Here is a 16596-nt window from a genome sequence, read left to right on the forward strand (position 1 = left end):
GAGCAGGCCATCCTTCAGGGGCCGCCATTCAAAAAACCATTACAAATCCGCAACAGAGGATTTTTCCTGACCAAGCCGTCGGCGGCGTAGAATGCGCCGCCTCGCGCATCAATACCTGTGGACGCTTTGCCTGTGAATTCTGTAACTGACCAACCTGTCACCGCCGCACTCACCCGCCCTGCCCGGGTTCGCCTGGAGCTGAAAAACCTGCTCGGCCTGGCCCTGCCGATCATGATCGCGCAGCTGGCGACCACCGCCATGGGCTTCGTCGATGCGGTGATGGCCGGGCGCGTCGGGCCACGTGATCTGGCCGCCGTGGCGCTGGGCAACTCGATCTGGGTACCGGTGTTCCTGCTGATGACGGGCACCTTGCTGGCCACCACACCGAAGGTTGCCCAGCGCTTCGGCGCCGGCACCCACAGCGAGATCGGTCCGATCGTCCGTCAGGCGTTGTGGCTGGCGCTGGTGGTGGGCCTGATCGCCACCACCATGCTGGTCTGCGCCGAGCCGATCCTGCACTTGATGAAAGTCGACCCGGAGCTGATCGGCCCGTGCATGCAATACCTGCACGGCATCGCCAGCGGCCTGCCGGCAGTGGCCTTCTATCATGTGCTGCGCTGCACCAGCGACGGCCTCGGCCGCACCCGCCCGGCGATGGTCCTGGGCCTGTGCGGGCTGGCCTTGAACATTCCGCTGAACTACATCTTCATCTACGGCCACTTCGGCGTGCCGGCTATGGGCGGCGTGGGGTGCGGCTGGGCCACGGCCATCGTCATGTGGGTGATGGCGCTGGGCCTGGCCGGGTACGAGCGCTGGGCCCCCGCCTACCGTTCCAGCGAACTGTTCAGCCGTTTCGACTGGCCGCAATGGGCGGTCATCAAGCGTTTGCTGGCCATCGGTCTGCCGATCGGTATCGCGGTATTCGCCGAGTCGAGCATCTTCGCCGTGATCGCCCTGCTGATCGGTAGCCTTGGCGCCACCGTGGTGGCCGGGCATCAGATCGCGCTGAACGTCAGCTCGCTGGTGTTCATGATCCCCTACTCGTTGGGCATGGCCGTCACCGTGCGCGTCGGCCAGGCCCTGGGCCGCGAGGAGCCCCGGGAAGCGCGTTTCGCTGCCGGCGTCGGCATGGGTACCGCACTGGCCTACGCCTGCCTGTCGGCGAGCATGATGCTGCTGATGCGTGAGCACATTGCCGCGATCTACACCGCCGACCCGATGGTGATTCATATTGCGGCGATGCTGATCGTCTACTCGGCGCTGTTCCAGTTTTCCGATGCGATCCAGGTCACCGCCGCTGGCGCCCTGCGCGGTTATCAGGACACCCGGGTAACGATGATCCTGACCCTGTTCGCCTATTGGGGCATCGGCCTGCCAGTGGGTTACGCCCTCGGCCTCACCGACTGGCTCGGCGAGCCCCGCGGCCCGAGCGGCTTGTGGCAGGGCCTGATCGTCGGCCTGAGCTGCGCGGCGCTGATGCTGTCGATCCGCCTGACCCGCAGCGCGCGCAAACGCATTCGCATCAGCCGCTCGGCGGGTTGAGCCCTCACGCAAGACAAAAATGTGGGAGCGAGCCTGCTCGCGAATGGGGTGTAACAGTCGCCATCAAGCGTGACTGAGATACCGCCTTCGCGAGCAGGCTCGCTCCCACATCGGGTTTTGCGTTCGCCTGGGATTCAGGCGTGTTTCTTGCGGATCCAGTACAGGTAAGTCCCGGCCTCTTCGTGCTGGCCGACCAGTTCATGATCGAGAAACACGCAGAACTTGGGAATGTCACGGCGGGTCGAGGGATCGGTGGCGATCACCTTGAGCAGGCCGCCGGGCACCAGGTCACGGATGTGCTGGTGCAGCATCATCACCGGCTCCGGGCAGTTGAGGCCGGTGGCGTCGAGGGTACCGTCGACCGGCGTATCGATCATTTCACTCATGGTTCACTCCTGAAACTGGCTGGCATTGTCGCGCATTGCCGGGTATGCGGTCATCTGTGGCGTTACACCACAACCCTCGTGGGAGCGAGTCTGCTCGCCAATTCGGTGGCTTATGCAACAAAGAGGCGTCTGTCACGGCCTCTTCGCGAACAGGCTCGCGCCCCCAGGGTTTTGCAGTGTGTCAGCGCGATTTGGGCTTCCTGGTGTCGTGACGGCGCAAATGGCAGGTCACTTCCTCGCGGTCGTGATACAGCTGCTTGCATCCGATATCGACCTTGATCCCGCGCGCCTTGAAACCGTCGGCGATGCGCTCGAGCAAGCGTTTCACCTCGGCGTAACGCTGCTTCATCGGCAACTTGAGGTTGACCACCGCTTCGCGGCAATGGCCCTCGCCGATCCATTCCTCGAGCATCGCCGCGTTACGCGCCGGTTTCTCGACGATGTCGCAGACCATCCAGTCCACCGGTTGCTTGGGCTTGAAGGTGAAACCGTCAGCCATCAAGTGCTGCACCAGACCGGTGTCCATCAGGCTTTCGGCCATCGGCCCGTTGTCGATGGCCGTCACCAGCATGCCGCGGTTGACCAGTTGCCAGGTCCAGCCACCCGGTGCGGCGCCGAGGTCGACACCGGTCATGTCGCTGTGCAGACGCTCGTCCCACTGATCGCGCGGAATGAAGTGGTGCCAGGCTTCCTCGAGCTTGAGGGTGGAACGGCTCGGCGCCTCGCGGGGGAACTTCAGGCGCGGAATGCCCATCGGCCACATCGCCGAATTACCGGCATCGGCCAGGCCGAGAAACACTTCACGACCGCTCTTGAAGGTCAGCAGCAGACGCGGCTTGCTCGCGTCATCCACCAGTTTGCCGGCCGCGGTCAGGGCCTTGCGCAGCGGACCTTCGAATTTCTTGCAGAAGTTCGACAGCTCTTTGCCATCGTTGGTGTCGACGACTTCCAGCCACAGGCTGCCGCACAGCGGAAATTCGGCCATGTGGGCAAGAATCACGCTGATGCGGTCGGTTTCCGGCAGATCGATGAACAAGCCACGCGCCCATTGGCGCGGGAAGATCAGCTCGGCGAATCGCTGGCCGCGCATCAGGCGCTCGGCGCCGTCGGCTTCGCTGCAGACAAACTCGGCGCACGCGGTGGCCGGTTTGGCCTTGGCGTAACCGGCCACGTTCAGTTGGGCGGCGAGGTCGGAAATCTCGGAGCAGACTTCGCCTTCGAAGCCCGGCCGGCAATGCATGAATAGGGTGTTCATTCTTACTCCTGGGCAGAGGGCGGACATTCGGCCCCTGCGCGATGCCCAGGCTTGCGTTGAAGCAAAGCCTGTCACGAAAACCGGCGCATGATAGCCGATGTCGGAACCTTGGTTCCGCTCATAGAGTCCAGTTATTAGCCAGCTACCTAAAACAGGGCTAGGTTTAAAGCTCTATTCGTCCCCTCAATCCGTAGCCGTGCGGATTCAAAGGAGTGATCGTAATGCCGTCCCTCGATAGTCTGAAGTCCCTCAAAACGCTGCAAATCGACGCCAGGACCTACCATTATTTCAGCCTGCCGGAAGCCGCCAAGACCTTGGGCGATCTCGACAAGCTGCCGATGTCATTGAAAGTTCTGCTGGAAAACCTGCTGCGCTGGGAAGACGAAAAAACCGTCACCGGCGCCGACCTCAAGGCGCTGGCCGCGTGGCTCAAGGAGCGCCGCTCCGATCGTGAAATTCAATACCGCCCTGCCCGTGTCTTGATGCAGGACTTTACCGGCGTACCGGCCGTGGTCGACCTTGCCGCCATGCGCGCCGCCATGGCCAAGGCCGGCGGCGATCCGCAACGCATCAACCCGCTGTCACCGGTCGACCTGGTGATCGACCACTCGGTGATGGTCGACAAGTTCGCCACTGCCAGCGCTTTCGAGCAGAACGTCGACATCGAAATGCAGCGCAACGGCGAACGCTATGCCTTCCTGCGCTGGGGCCAGAGTGCCTTCGACAACTTCAGCGTGGTGCCGCCGGGCACCGGGATCTGCCACCAAGTCAACCTCGAATACCTCGGCCGCACGGTATGGACCAAGGAGGAAGACGGCCGCACCTACGCGTTCCCCGACACCCTGGTCGGCACCGACTCCCACACCACCATGATCAACGGCCTCGGCGTGCTCGGCTGGGGCGTCGGCGGCATCGAGGCTGAGGCAGCGATGCTCGGGCAACCAGTGTCGATGCTGATTCCGGAAGTGATCGGCTTCAAACTGACCGGCAAACTCAAGGAAGGCATCACCGCCACCGACCTGGTGCTGACCGTGACCCAGATGCTGCGCAAAAAAGGCGTGGTCGGCAAATTCGTCGAATTCTACGGTGACGGCCTCGCCGACCTGCCGCTGGCGGATCGCGCAACCATCGCCAACATGGCCCCGGAATACGGCGCAACGTGCGGCTTCTTCCCGGTCGATGAAGTGACACTGGAATACCTGCGCCTGTCCGGGCGCCCGGACGAGACGGTAAAACTGGTCGAGGCCTACACCAAGGCTCAGGGCCTGTGGCGCCTGCCTGGTCAGGAACCGGTGTTCACCGACAGCCTGGCGCTGGATATGGGCAGCGTCGAAGCCAGTCTCGCCGGGCCGAAACGCCCGCAGGACCGGGTCTCGCTGCCGAACGTGGCGCAAGCCTTCAGTGACTTCATGGATCTGCAATTCAAGCCGACCAGCAAGGACGAGGGCCGCCTTGAAAGCGAAGGTGGCGGCGGCGTGGCGGTCGGCAACGCCGATCTGGTCGGCGAAACCGATTACGAGGCCGACGGCCACACCTATCGTCTGAAAAACGGCGCCGTGGTGATTGCCGCAATCACCTCGTGCACCAACACCTCCAACCCGAGCGTAATGATGGCCGCCGGCCTGCTGGCGAAAAAAGCCGTGGAAAAGGGCCTGACGCGCAAGCCGTGGGTGAAAAGCTCGCTGGCCCCCGGTTCGAAAGTGGTAACCGACTACTACAAGGCTGCCGGCCTGACGCAATACCTCGACCAACTCGGGTTTTCGCTGGTCGGCTACGGCTGCACCACGTGCATCGGCAACTCCGGGCCGCTGCCGGAGCCGATTGAAAAAGCCATTCAGAAAGCCGACCTCACCGTCGCTTCGGTGTTGTCCGGCAACCGCAACTTCGAAGGCCGCGTGCACCCGCTGGTGAAAACCAACTGGCTGGCCTCGCCGCCGCTGGTGGTCGCCTACGCACTGGCCGGCAGCGTGCGCGCCGATATCAGCAGCGAACCGCTGGGCAACGATCGACAAGGTAATCCGGTGTACTTGCGCGACATCTGGCCGTCGAGCAAAGAGATTGCCGAGGCGGTGAATCAGGTCAACACCGCGATGTTCCACAAGGAATACGCCGAGGTGTTTGCCGGGGACGAACAATGGCAAGCCATCGAAGTGCCGCAAGCGGCGACGTACGTGTGGCAGGACGACTCGACCTACATCCAGCACCCGCCGTTCTTCGACGACATCAGCGGCCCCCTGCCAGAGATCAGGGATGTCCAAGGCGCACGGGTGCTGGCCCTGCTCGGCGATTCGGTAACCACCGACCACATCTCCCCGGCCGGCAACATCAAGGTCGACAGCCCGGCCGGCCGCTATCTGCAAGAAAAAGGCGTCGAGCCACGGGACTTCAACTCCTATGGCTCACGCCGGGGCAATCATGAAGTGATGATGCGCGGGACCTTCGCCAACATTCGCATCCGCAACGAAATGCTCGGCGGTGAAGAAGGCGGCAACACGATTTACATTCCCACCGGGGAGAAACTGCCGATCTACGATGCGGCCATGCGCTATCAGGCATCGGGCACGCCGCTGGTGGTGATTGCCGGACAGGAATACGGCACCGGCTCCAGCCGCGACTGGGCGGCCAAGGGCACCAATCTGCTCGGTGTGAAAGCAGTGATCGCGGAAAGCTTCGAACGGATCCACCGCTCCAACCTGGTGGGCATGGGCGTGCTGCCGCTGCAGTTCAAGCTCGACCAGAACCGCAAAAGCCTCAACCTCATTGGCAAGGAAACCCTGGATATCCAGGGCCTCAGCGGCGTCGAGCTGACACCGCGGATGAACCTGGCCCTGGTGATTACCCGGGAGGACGGACGCCAGGAGAAAATCGAGGTGCTGTGCCGCATCGATACCTTGAACGAGGTCGAGTACTTCAAGTCGGGCGGGATTCTGCATTACGTGTTGCGGCAGTTGATCGCCTCCTGAAACCGCCCCTGTGGCCGTTGCCGCGGCTGTGATCCAGAGCAGGATCGCGGTCTGCGGCACTTGCCGCCGAAGGCCCAGGTGATCTCGGTTTTCTGCAGGCGAAAAAAAACCCGCCGAAGCGGGTTTTTCCCAAGACCATTATCGACTCCCTGTCGGCAGCGATCCTTGCATATGGTCGATCATCCGTGATCCTGAAACACTCCCTGTGCTTCAGTTGATGTGGCTAGATTACGCTGTGGATCCAATCGGCAATAGTCGACATAGCTACCACGGCGTGTAAGACATTCGCCATTGCGACCCTTCCGAAAACCCTTAGACGTGTCAGGCATCCAGCGCAGCGGCCGCCAGTTGCGCGACTTGCAGTTGCCCGGCGGCGGCCGTCTGCTGGTCATCTTCGAGAAACCACGCGGCCGAGAGCCCGGCGAACGCCAGCACCCATTGCAACAGACGTCGACGCTCCAGCCGCGCCGCCTCGGCGATGACTTCGACCTGTCGATGAAAGCGTTGCGGATCACTGGCCGTTGGCAGTTCCGGGTTGCAGATCAGGTTGGCGTAGTCGTAACCTCGCTCGCCGCGCACCCGTTTGGGGTCGATGGCCAGCCAGCCACGCGAGCCGAAATCGAGGACATTATCGTGGTGCATGTCGCCGTGCAGCACGACGACATCCTGCGGCTCGGCGAGCAAGGCTTCGGCGGTGTACAAGCTGCGTGCGTATGCGCCGCCCTGCGCGCTGGCGGCCTCGCGCAACGAGGCGAACCATGGCCCCAGCTCCACCAGCGGCGGTGGTGGCGTCGGCCGCGGCGCATGCAACCGCGCCAGCGCCGCGCACAGAATCCGGCTGGCCGTGTCGTCCGCGCCCGTCAGGGCCATGTGCCGCAACGAGCGCCGGCCCATGGCGCGCTCCAGCAGCAGAGCGTCGCCGTGATGGGCCAGCACCCGGGCCGCCCCGTCGCCGTCCCACCAGGTCATCAACAGACTGCCGTACTTCTCCTCGGCGTCCAGCGCCACCTTGAGCATTGCCGGCGTGGCGCCCTGACGCACCGGCAACAAGCGGCTGCCCGGGGTAATGATCGATGTGCCATCCGCAACCAGTGCCCAGCGTTGCAGCCACGGCGCAAACAGCTCGAGCTCAGCCATCCTCGCGTTCGCGGGCGCGGTCGCTTTCGGCGAGGAAGTGTTCGAGGCGGTTCAACTGCTCCTCCCAGCCACGACTGTCCATGTAGTACGCCTCCTTCTGACGCACATCGGGGATATGCGCAAAGCCGGATTCGGAGACCTTCAGCAGCGTGCCGTCTTCGAAGTCCTGCAGCTCGAAGCGCACCAGCGTGGTCGGCTCCTGGGAATAGTCGATCTTGGGGTTCACCGCGTAGGGGTGCCAGCGGAAAGAGAACAGCTGCTGCGGCTCGACCCGCTCCACCAGCACGTTCCACAACACATGTTCATAACCGGGATACGTGACCTGCCCCTGCGTCCATTCACCGGCAATAAACCGCCGCCCTTCCAGCGCAACGCCAAACCACTGGCCGAACGCCTCGGCATCGACCAGGGCGCGCCAGACATGCGAACGCGGCGATTTGAGCTTGATTTTACGTTCAAAGCTGTTGGGTACTGGTTTCATACGTCACCTCCTGTTTTGAACAGTAGGCTTGTATGACCACATGTCCAACCTGAAGTTGTATCAAGGGGCTGCCCGGTCGCTGTCGGTGGAGAAACATTCAGCGGCATTTGCGCACGCCATCCGGTCAGATTGCGCTCAAATCCGGGTGCCGGAACTGCTAACGTTTGCAGCAACCTGAACGAGACAAGGACGTAGTCATGCAACCCAGCCCCCTCGACCGTTATCGCGGCGCCCTGCTCGGCCTGGCCTGTGGCGATGCCGTTGGCACCACGGTGGAGTTCCAGCCACGCGGCTCCTTCGCGCCATTGACCAACATGGTCGGTGGCGGGCCTTTCCGCCTCAAACCCGGGCAGTGGACCGACGACACCTCGATGGCGCTGTGCCTGGCCGAAAGCCTGCTGAGCAAGAACGGCTTCGACGCCGCCGACCAGATGGGCCGCTACCTGAACTGGTGGCAATGGGGCTACCTGAGTTCGACCGGGGAGTGCTTCGACATCGGCATGACGGTCAGCCAGGCGCTGGCCCGATACCAGGCCAGCGGTCAGCCCTTCGCCGGCTCGACCGATCCCTTCACTGCCGGGAACGGTTCGCTGATGCGCCTGGTGCCGGTCGTGCTGTTTTACTTTCCCGATTTCCAGCACATCGTGCGGTTCGCCGCGGACAGCTCACGCACGACCCACGCGGCGCCGGAAGCGATCGAGTGTTGTCAGTTATTCGCCGAACTGCTCGGCAAGGCGTTGCAAGGTACGGCGAAAACCGATCTGCGCAGCCTGACGCCAACATCATTCAGCCAACCCAAGGTTGCTGCACTGGCCCGCGGCGATTATCTCGACAAGCCGCTGGGCAGTATTCGCGGCAGCGGCTACTGCGTTGCATCACTGGAGGCGGCGCTCTGGTGCTTCCAGCACACCGACAGCTTTGCCGAGGCCGTCCTGCAAGCCGCCAACCTGGGCGACGACGCCGACACGACGGCCGCCATCGTCGGGCAGTTGGCCGGTGCCCACTACGGCGTGCAGGCGATCCCGGGCGACTGGCTGAGCAAACTGCACATCGGCGAAGAAATTGCTGCCACCGCGCAACAGCTGTTCAACGCCGCGAGCCTGCGCAAACCTCACGGGCCCGATTGAGTCGCTACACTGGCCGAGACTTTCCCTTATCACAGCGAGAACGCCCATGCCCTTACGCCTGTTGCTGGCCCTGACGCCATTGCTCTTTACCACCTTCGCCCACGCCGCCACCGACTGCGCCAATGCCAGCGATCAGGCGACGATGAACCAATGTGCTGGCCAGGCAAGCAAGGCAGCGGACAAGGCGTTGAACACGGTGTATCAGCAGATCAACGGGCGTTTGCAGGACAACCCCGACAGCAAGAAACTGCTGGTAGGCGCGCAGCGGGCGTGGATCGGATTTCGCGATGCCGAGTGCAAGTTTGCCGCGTCCGGGGTGGCGGGCGGCAGCATGTACCCGATGATCTACAGCACGTGCATCACGCGGGTGACCAAGGCTCGGGTCGAAGCGCTCAAGGAGTACTTGAAGTGTGAGGAAGGCGATGTGGGTTGCCCGGTGCCCGGGGCCTGATGCTTACGGCTCGCGCGAAGTTTTCAGCACCGATGTTGGCGCCGGCCTGCACACACAACCTGCAGGCGCTGGCAGGCCAGCGCTGACCGGCCTGCCAGATCAAAGCAGACTCAGACCTGCCACACCTCGGCATCGACAAAAAACGCCCGGGCATTGTCCTCCAGACTTTCGAGGTGATACCCGCCCTCCTGCACGATCAGGCACGGCAGCCGCAGGCTGCGGATCCGTTCGCCGAGCTGCGTGAATCCTTCGCGGGTCACCGCCACTTTGCTCTGCGGGTCCAGGTGGTAAATATCGAAACCCAACGACAGCACCAGGACCTCGGCACCGAAGTCACGCACCGCCGCCAGCGCCACGTCCAACTGCCCGAGGAAATCCGCTTCACTTGCACCGTGCGCCATCGGCAGATTGAGATTGAACCCCTCTCCCGCGCCATGACCGCGCTCGTCGGCAAACCCGGCCACACCGGGATAGAAGTTGGTCGGATCGCCATGCACCGAGACATACAGCACGTCATCGCGGTCATAGAAAATTTCCTGGATGCCCTGGCCGTGGTGCATGTCGGTGTCGAGCAGCGCGACCTTGCCGAACCTGCCGCGCAGCACCTGCGCGGCCACCGCGGCGTTGTTCACGTAGCAGAAACCACCCGCCGCCTCTGCGCGGGCATGGTGTCCCGGCGGACGACACAGCGCGTACGCCGCCGACTCGCCATCGAGCAGCGCCTGCGCCCCGGCCACTGCGCTCTGCGCCGACCAATAGGCCGAACGCCAGGTCTGCTCGCCAACCGGGCAACTGCCGTCCGCCAGATAGCGCGCAGCCTGGGCGAGAATGCCGCGCAGGGCGTTCGGTTCGCGGACGAAGATGTTCGACATGACCTCGTCGCCCCAGTCTTCGGGAATGTCTTTCCAGCGCGCGTGGGCTTGCTCGAGGAAGCTCAGGTACGGTGCGCCATGCACCGCCAGCAGCGGCGCGAGACCGGCATCGTCCGGTTGTTCGACGCTGAAGCCCAGGCTGTGCGCAGCCTGCACCAGACGCTGCGCGCGCTCGGGGACTTCCTGCGGCGTGCGCATCTGGCCACGGGAGTAATAGCTGCGTGGATGATGAAGCAATTGTTCGGGGTGGAAAAAACTGCGCATGGTTCAGGCTTCCTGTTCGATACGACCGGCACGGGCCAGCACGGCATTCAGCAAAACGTCGGTACCCTGCTTCACATCTTCGGGCAATACATCCTCGGCTTCGTTATGGCTCAGACCACCGATGCAAGGAATGAACACCATAGCGGTCGGGCAGTAGCGCGCCAGGTGAATCGCATCGTGGCCGGCACCGCTGACAATCGATTGCTGAGCGTAGCCCAGCGCATCCACCGCCTCCTGCACCGCCGCCACGCACGCGGCGTCGAATGGTGTGGCCGGGCTGATCCAGTGCGGTGTAATGGTCAACTGCAGGCCACGGCCATCGGCGATCGCCTGCAGGCGGGCGCGCACCTGTTGTTCCATTGCCGCGATGGCATCGTCGCGGTGATGCCGCAGGTCAACGGTGAAGTTCACCAGGCCAGGGATGGTGTTGCGCGACGACTTGTTGATGCTCAGTTCGCCGACCGTGGTCAGGCCCTGCGGCGCAAAATCCGTCGCCAGCGCTTCGACGGCCTGAATCATCCGCGCCACGCCATACAGGGCGTCCTTGCGCAGCGGCATCGGCGTGGTTCCGGCGTGGGCGGCCATGCCTTCGACCCGCAGGTCGAGCCAGCGAATCGCCTGTCCACCGCTGACCACGCCGATGCTCTTGGCATTGTCTTCGAGGATCGGCCCCTGCTCGATATGCGCCTCGAAATAGGCATCCACCGCGCCCCCCAGCGGCCGCTCGCCGGCGTAACCGCTGCGCTGCAGGGCTTCGGCCACGCTGATGCCATCCGCATCGCGTACGGCCAGTGCTGCATCCAGCGCCATGACCCCGGTGAACACCGCCGAGCCGAGCATCGCCGGGGTGAAGCGGGCACCCTCCTCGTTGGTCCACACCGCCACTTCCAGCGGTTTGCGCGTGCTGATGTTGCGCTCATTGAGACAACGCACCACTTCCAGCCCGGCCAGCACGCCGTAGACGCCATCGAAGCGACCGCCTTCGGGCTGGGTATCGAGATGGCTGCCCATCATCACCGGTGCGGCGTCCGGATCCGTACCGGCACGGCGGGCGAACAGGTTGCCGATCGCGTCCACGCTCACGCTCATGCCCGCCTCGCGGCACCAGTGGACGAACAGTTTGCGGCCGGCCTTGTCTTCCTCGCTGAGCGCCAGGCGGCAGCTGCCACCCCGGGCGGTCGCGCCGATTTCAGCCATGGCCATCAGGCTCGCCCACAGGCGTTGGCCATTGATTTTCAACATGAGGTGCACTCCTGAATGGGCGGAATCAGGCACGGGCCAGTTCCGCTTGATGAGCCGAAGCGTGGCGGCGCGCAAGGGACAGCACGCAGATCAGCGAAACCGCCGCGATCAGGCTGTAAAACACCGCCAGCGGCCACCACTGGCCGGTAAATTGGTGCGCAAGCATCGTCCCCACCAGCGGCGTCAGGCCGCCGGCGACGGCGCCGCAGATCTGATAGGCCAGGGAGATCGCGGTGTAACGCACACGGGTATCGAACATGCCGCTGACGTAGCCGGCGATCACCGCGTAGAACGAGGCCATGCACACCACCGCCAGGGCGATGCCGAGGATGATCAGCGGCGCCTGCGCCGAACTGACCAGCACGAACATCGGGTACGGCGAAGCCATCGCCAGCAGTGACACCAGGCACAGGAATCGGGTGGCACCGATCTTCTCGGCCATCCATGCCGCCAATGGCTGAATGCAGAACTGAATGATCGCGACGAAGAACAGGCACTCGAGAATCAGCGAACGCGGCAGCGCCAACTGCTGGGTGGTGTAGGCAATCATGAAGGTGTTGGTGAAATACACCCCGGCGATCCCCAGGGTATTGGCACCGATGCACAGCAACAGCGGCCGCCACGCGGTGCGCAGCACTTCCATCACCGGGGCCTGCTCTTTGCGCGCCTGCTGGCCGGCCTGCTCGCGACTGGCGAGAAATTCCGGCGACTCATCCACCCCGAGGCGAATCGCCAACCCCACCAGCAGCAACAGCGCACTGGCAAGGAATGGCAGGCGCCAACCCCAGCTCATCAGGTCCGCTTCCGGCAAACGGGTCACTGCGCTGAACGCCAGCAGCGAAAGGATCAGCCCGGCCGGGCTGCCCAGTTGCGCGAATGACGCGAAGAAATTGCGCCGCCCCTTCGGCGCATGCTCGCCAGCCATCAACACCGCCCCGCCCCACTCGCCACCAACGGCGATGCCCTGGACGATGCGCAGCACGATCAACAACACCGGGGCAGCCGCACCGATCTGCGCGTAGGTGGGCAACAGGCCGATGCACACCGTCACCACGCCCATCATCAGCAGGGTGATGATCAGCGATTTCTTGCGACCGATGCGATCACCGATATGGCCGAAAATGATCCCGCCCAACGGCCGTGCGAAGAAGCCCACGGCGAAGGTGCCGAACGCGGCCATGGTGCTGAACAGCGGATCGTCGGAAGGAAAGAACAATGCGCCGAACACCAGCGCTGCGGCGGTAGCGTAGATGTAAAAGTCGTACCACTCGATCATGGTGCCAATGAAGGCAGCGGCGGCTGCACGACGCGGCTGGTTCGAAGCGGGAGGCTTCATGGGTCGGACTCCTTTGATTATTTTTCTGGCAGGAGGAAAAAACGGCATATCGGAGCGCTCTGCTGGCGCTGTCGTGAAGTGATTTATCGTTGCCGGGCTATGATTAGTCAATTTTCTATTTATTATTCCGACTATTACGCCAACTTATAATCGAGCACCGCCCATGGCTGACCGCGAAGTACAACGCCTGCTCAACGATCGTCTCGACTGGAACCTGCTGCGCACCTTCCGGGTGATCGGCCAGGAGCTGAGCATCAGCCGCGCTGCCGCACGCCTGCACCTGACCCAACCGGCGGTGAGCCAGGCACTCAAGCGCCTGGAAGAGCAACTGGGCCGGCAACTGATCGCCCGTCGCGGCCCGCGCTTTGCCCTTACCGAAGTCGGCGAGCAGATATTCGAACTGGCCGGTGAGATCTACGGGCAGATGTCGCAGGTCAGCAGCCTGCTCGAGCAACCGGCCGATGAAGTGATCGGCAAGGTCCGGCTGTTGATCATCAGCCGGATCTTCTCCGAACGCTTCGATGACTTCCTCGCCGACTTCCACCGGCACTATCCACGGGTGGATCTGGAGGTCGAGGTGATGCGCAGTTCCGACATCGTCAGCGCCTTGCAGGAGAAAACCGCGACCCTGGGCCTGAGCCTCAACCGCCGCCCGCAACCGCGCCTGGAACAACGGCTGTTCCTGCGCCAGCGCTATGCGTTTTTCTGTGGCAGGCATCACGCCCTGTTCGGCCGCCAGGACATTGGCGAAGGCGATCTGCAGCGGGAGAATTTCGTCAGTTTCACCAGCGACCAGATTGGCGGCATGCTCTCGCCGTTGACGATTTTTCGTGACCAGCAAGGCTTCAGCGGCCGCATCGTCGCGTCATCGCCGAGCCTGGAAGAGGTGCGCCGGCTGGTGATCGCCGGGTTCGGCATCGGTTGCCTGCCGGAGCACGTCGTGGCGGCGGACGTCGATGCCGGATTGCTCTGGCGCCTGCCGCCCCACGAAGGGATCGCCGATGTCGATATTCACCTGCTGTGGAACCGCGACCAGCGCATGAGCCGCGCCGAAAGCCTGTTCATCGAGCGCTTGCAGGCCTGTCTGGCGGACCAATAGCCCACCAGGCGATCGGCACTGTTGAGCGACGGCTCACCAGTATTCAGAGCCGCAGGATCTCGGCCAGTTGCCTGACGATGCAGTTTCGAAGAAATTTGCCGGCGGATCTGCACCGGTTTCGGCATTGGCTGCCTGCCGATTCACCTGGTGCGGCGCGACGTCGAAAGGCTTGCGTTGGCGGACAGCGTCCAGCACAGGCTCAGCGTGCTTGAGCCTGTGCTGTGAAGCCGCTGGAGGTCAGACGTGGGGATCGCCCGGAGCCTTGGTCGGCGCCGCGTATTGCGGCTTGAGGTGGCCGTCCTGGTCGAGCAGCCAGGCATCCATGATCTGCCGCACCACGGGACCGGCAACGCGGCCACCGGCCTCGCCGTTTTCGATCATCACCGAGATCGCGATCTTCGGATGCTCCGCCGGGGCGAAGCCGACGAACAAGGCGTTGTCGCGATGGCGCTCGAGGGTCTTCTCGCGGTTGTAGCGCTCACCCTGCTTGATCGCCACCACCTGCGCGGTGCCGCTCTTGCCGGCGATGCGGTACTGCGCACCGGCCGCCGCCGCGCGAGCGATACCGCGAGCGTCGTGCATGACCATTTGCATGCCGTGGTTGACCTGCTCCCAGTCACGCGGATCCTTGAGCAGGATGTTCGGCATCGGATGCTCATCCACCGGCGCGACACCATCGACGGTCTTGGCCAGGTGCGGACGATTCCATACGCCTTTGTTGGCGATCAGCGCCGTGGCCTGGGCCAATTGCAGCGGCGTCACCTGCATGTAGCCTTGGCCGATGCCGAGAATCACTGTCTCGCCGGGGAACCAGGCCTGGCGACGGGTCGCGCGCTTCCAGGCTTGTGACGGCATCAGGCCGGGCGACTCCTCGAACATGTCCAGCGAGACTTTTTCGCCGAGGCCGAACATCGCCATGTAGTCATGCAGACGATCGATGCCGAGTTTGTGCGCCAGATCGTAGAAGTAGGTGTCGTTGGAGCGCATGATCGCCGCGTCCATGTCTACCCAGCCGTCGCCACTGTGGTTCCAGTTGCGGTACTTGTGGTCGAAATCCGGCAACTGGTAATAGCCCGGATCGAACACTCGGGTCTGCGGCGTGACCACACCGGCATCGAGACCGGCAATCGCCACTTCCGGCTTGATCGTCGAGCCTGGCGCATACAGACCGCGCAGCACACGGTTGAACAATGGGCGGTCGATGGAATCACGCAGCGCCGAGTATTCCTTGGAGCTGATTCCGGTGACGAACAGGTTAGGGTCGAAGCTCGGATTGCTGACCATGGCCAGCACTTCACCGGTGGACGGATCCAGCGCGACCACCGAGCCACGGCGATCACCGAGGGCCGCTTCGGCGGCTTCCTGGAGCTTGACGTCGAGGCTCAGGACAATGTTTTTCCCGGGCACCGGATCGGTGTGTTTCAGCACCCGCAAGACGCGCCCCTGAGCATTGGTTTCGACTTCCTCGTAACCCACGTGGCCATGCAGCTGCGCCTCGTAGAAACGCTCGATGCCGGTCTTGCCGATGGATTGCGTGCCGCGATACTCGACTGAGTCGAGTGTCTTGGACTCCTTCTCGTTGATCCGCCCGACGTAGCCGATCGAATGCGCGAAGTGCGGGCCCAGCGGGTAATGACGGACGAACTGCGGTTCGACATCCAACCCCGGCAGACGGAATTCGTTGACGGCCAGAACGGCAATCTGTTCTTCAGTCAGCTCGTAGAACAATGTCACTGGTGTGAACGGATGCCGCGACTGCTTCATGGCTTTGTCGAACACCCCGCGATCCTCCGGCGGCAGGTGCAACAGACTGATGACTTCGTCCAGTTCCTGGTTGACGTCGGTGGCGCGCTCGCGGGTGATGGTCAGGTTGAAACTCGGACGGTTGTCAGCCAGCAGCACACCATTGCGGTCGTAGATCAGGCCACGTGTTGGCGGGATTGGCAGGACGTGAACCCGATTGTTTTCGGAGATGGTCGAGTGGTAGTCGAATTCCACCACTTGCAGGATGTACAGGCGCGCGACCAGCGCGCAGCTGACCGCAAAGACAAACAGCGCGCAGGCCACCAACCTTTTGTTGACCAGGCGCGTCTCTTTTTCGTGATCCTTGATTGGTATCGGTTCGGGCATTTCTACAGCAACTCTTTGGCAAAAAATGAGCGCCGATCCATGGGCGTGACATCAGTCCGTTAAAAAACGAGCTGCACCATACCAAAAACCGCCCGGTCACTTCAGGAGGAATTCCTTGAGCGGTTGTTCCGGCGACGATTGGATCCCTGCAATGCCGTAGGTTTCACTCGACGTTGGCTCGCCTGTTGCCGTCAGACAGACACGTGCAAACCTGATAGCCATGCACCGGGCTGTTGCATAGAAATCAAGTTGAGCGACTTTCCTGCGGGCAAAACAAAACCCCAACTGCTTTCGCAATTGGGGTTTCGGAA

General features: G+C 63.0%; 14 protein-coding genes. 5 read left to right on the forward strand and 9 right to left on the reverse strand.

The features are described from left to right. The first annotated feature begins 132 nt into the window (after positions 1-132). A complete protein-coding gene (locus QRN70_RS14680) occupies positions 133-1542 on the forward strand; it encodes an MATE family efflux transporter (RefSeq protein WP_285418721.1) in 1410 nt (469 codons plus the stop codon). Positions 1543-1676: 134 nt separating this feature from the next. Here QRN70_RS14680 and tusA read toward each other — a convergent pair whose 3' ends face one another. Both tusA and rlmM read right to left on the reverse strand, forming a co-directional pair. Next, entirely contained in the window at positions 1677-1928 is a 252-nt protein-coding gene (gene tusA, locus QRN70_RS14685; protein WP_025111044.1) for a sulfurtransferase TusA, read from the reverse strand. A 181-nt stretch (positions 1929-2109) separates the two neighbouring features. Next, positions 2110-3183 (reverse strand): 23S rRNA (cytidine(2498)-2'-O)-methyltransferase RlmM, encoded by a 1074-nt coding sequence (gene rlmM / locus QRN70_RS14690; RefSeq protein WP_285418722.1) that lies wholly within the window; start codon positions 3181-3183, stop codon positions 2110-2112. Positions 3184-3404: 221 nt separating this feature from the next. Between rlmM and acnA the strand changes: the two genes are divergently transcribed. Then, positions 3405-6146, forward strand: a complete 2742-nt coding sequence (acnA, locus tag QRN70_RS14695) for an aconitate hydratase AcnA (protein WP_285418723.1) — start codon at positions 3405-3407, stop codon at positions 6144-6146. Between the two features lie 321 nt (positions 6147-6467). Here acnA and QRN70_RS14700 read toward each other — a convergent pair whose 3' ends face one another. Next, complete coding sequence (locus QRN70_RS14700) at positions 6468-7283, reverse strand: aminoglycoside phosphotransferase family protein (RefSeq protein ID WP_285418724.1); 816 nt, start codon at positions 7281-7283, stop codon at positions 6468-6470. Beyond that, positions 7276-7764: an SRPBCC family protein gene (locus QRN70_RS14705; protein WP_285418725.1), complete on the reverse strand. Its 489-nt coding sequence runs from the start codon at positions 7762-7764 to the stop codon at positions 7276-7278. Before QRN70_RS14705 ends, QRN70_RS14700 begins: the two co-directional genes overlap by 8 nt. A 197-nt stretch (positions 7765-7961) precedes the next feature. Here QRN70_RS14705 and QRN70_RS14710 point away from each other — a divergent pair, with 197 nt between their 5' ends. Then, on the forward strand, positions 7962-8891 hold the full coding sequence (locus tag QRN70_RS14710) for an ADP-ribosylglycohydrolase family protein (RefSeq protein WP_285418726.1): 930 nt from the start codon (positions 7962-7964) through the stop codon (positions 8889-8891). Positions 8892-8937: 46 nt separating this feature from the next. After that, positions 8938-9342 (forward strand): lysozyme inhibitor LprI family protein, encoded by a 405-nt coding sequence (locus QRN70_RS14715; protein WP_285418727.1) that lies wholly within the window; start codon positions 8938-8940, stop codon positions 9340-9342. Positions 9343-9452: 110 nt separating this feature from the next. Here QRN70_RS14715 and QRN70_RS14720 read toward each other — a convergent pair whose 3' ends face one another. Genes QRN70_RS14720 through QRN70_RS14730 form a run of 3 tightly spaced genes read right to left on the reverse strand, consistent with a single transcriptional unit; the run spans position 9453 to position 13056 of the window. Beyond that, positions 9453-10478 carry a histone deacetylase family protein gene (locus QRN70_RS14720; protein ID WP_285418728.1) on the reverse strand — a complete coding sequence of 342 codons (1026 nt, stop codon included), beginning with the start codon at positions 10476-10478 and terminating at the stop codon, positions 9453-9455. Between the two features lie 3 nt (positions 10479-10481). Further along, on the reverse strand, positions 10482-11720 hold the full coding sequence (locus QRN70_RS14725; RefSeq protein WP_285418729.1) for a Zn-dependent hydrolase: 1239 nt from the start codon (positions 11718-11720) through the stop codon (positions 10482-10484). A gap of 25 nt (positions 11721-11745) precedes the next feature. Then, on the reverse strand, positions 11746-13056 hold the full coding sequence (locus QRN70_RS14730) for an MFS transporter (protein ID WP_285418730.1): 1311 nt from the start codon (positions 13054-13056) through the stop codon (positions 11746-11748). A 163-nt stretch (positions 13057-13219) separates the two neighbouring features. On the opposite strand from QRN70_RS14730, the gene QRN70_RS14735 reads away from it, so the two are divergent. Further along, complete coding sequence (locus QRN70_RS14735) at positions 13220-14155, forward strand: LysR family transcriptional regulator (protein ID WP_285418731.1); 936 nt, start codon at positions 13220-13222, stop codon at positions 14153-14155. A gap of 237 nt (positions 14156-14392) precedes the next feature. On the opposite strand, the gene mrdA is transcribed toward QRN70_RS14735, so the two are convergent. Together mrdA and QRN70_RS14750 are read right to left on the reverse strand one after the other, a co-directional pair. Beyond that, the gene (gene mrdA, locus QRN70_RS14745; protein WP_285418732.1) at positions 14393-16285 is read right to left on the reverse strand and encodes a penicillin-binding protein 2; all 1893 of its coding nucleotides are present in this window, start codon (positions 16283-16285) and stop codon (positions 14393-14395) included. A gap of 96 nt (positions 16286-16381) precedes the next feature. Beyond that, the coding region (locus QRN70_RS14750; RefSeq protein WP_285418733.1) for a hypothetical protein at positions 16382-16596 on the reverse strand (215 nt) is incomplete at its 5' end.

This window comes from Pseudomonas sp. efr-133-TYG-5, from assembly GCF_030209175.1.
Taxonomy (GTDB): domain Bacteria; phylum Pseudomonadota; class Gammaproteobacteria; order Pseudomonadales; family Pseudomonadaceae; genus Aquipseudomonas.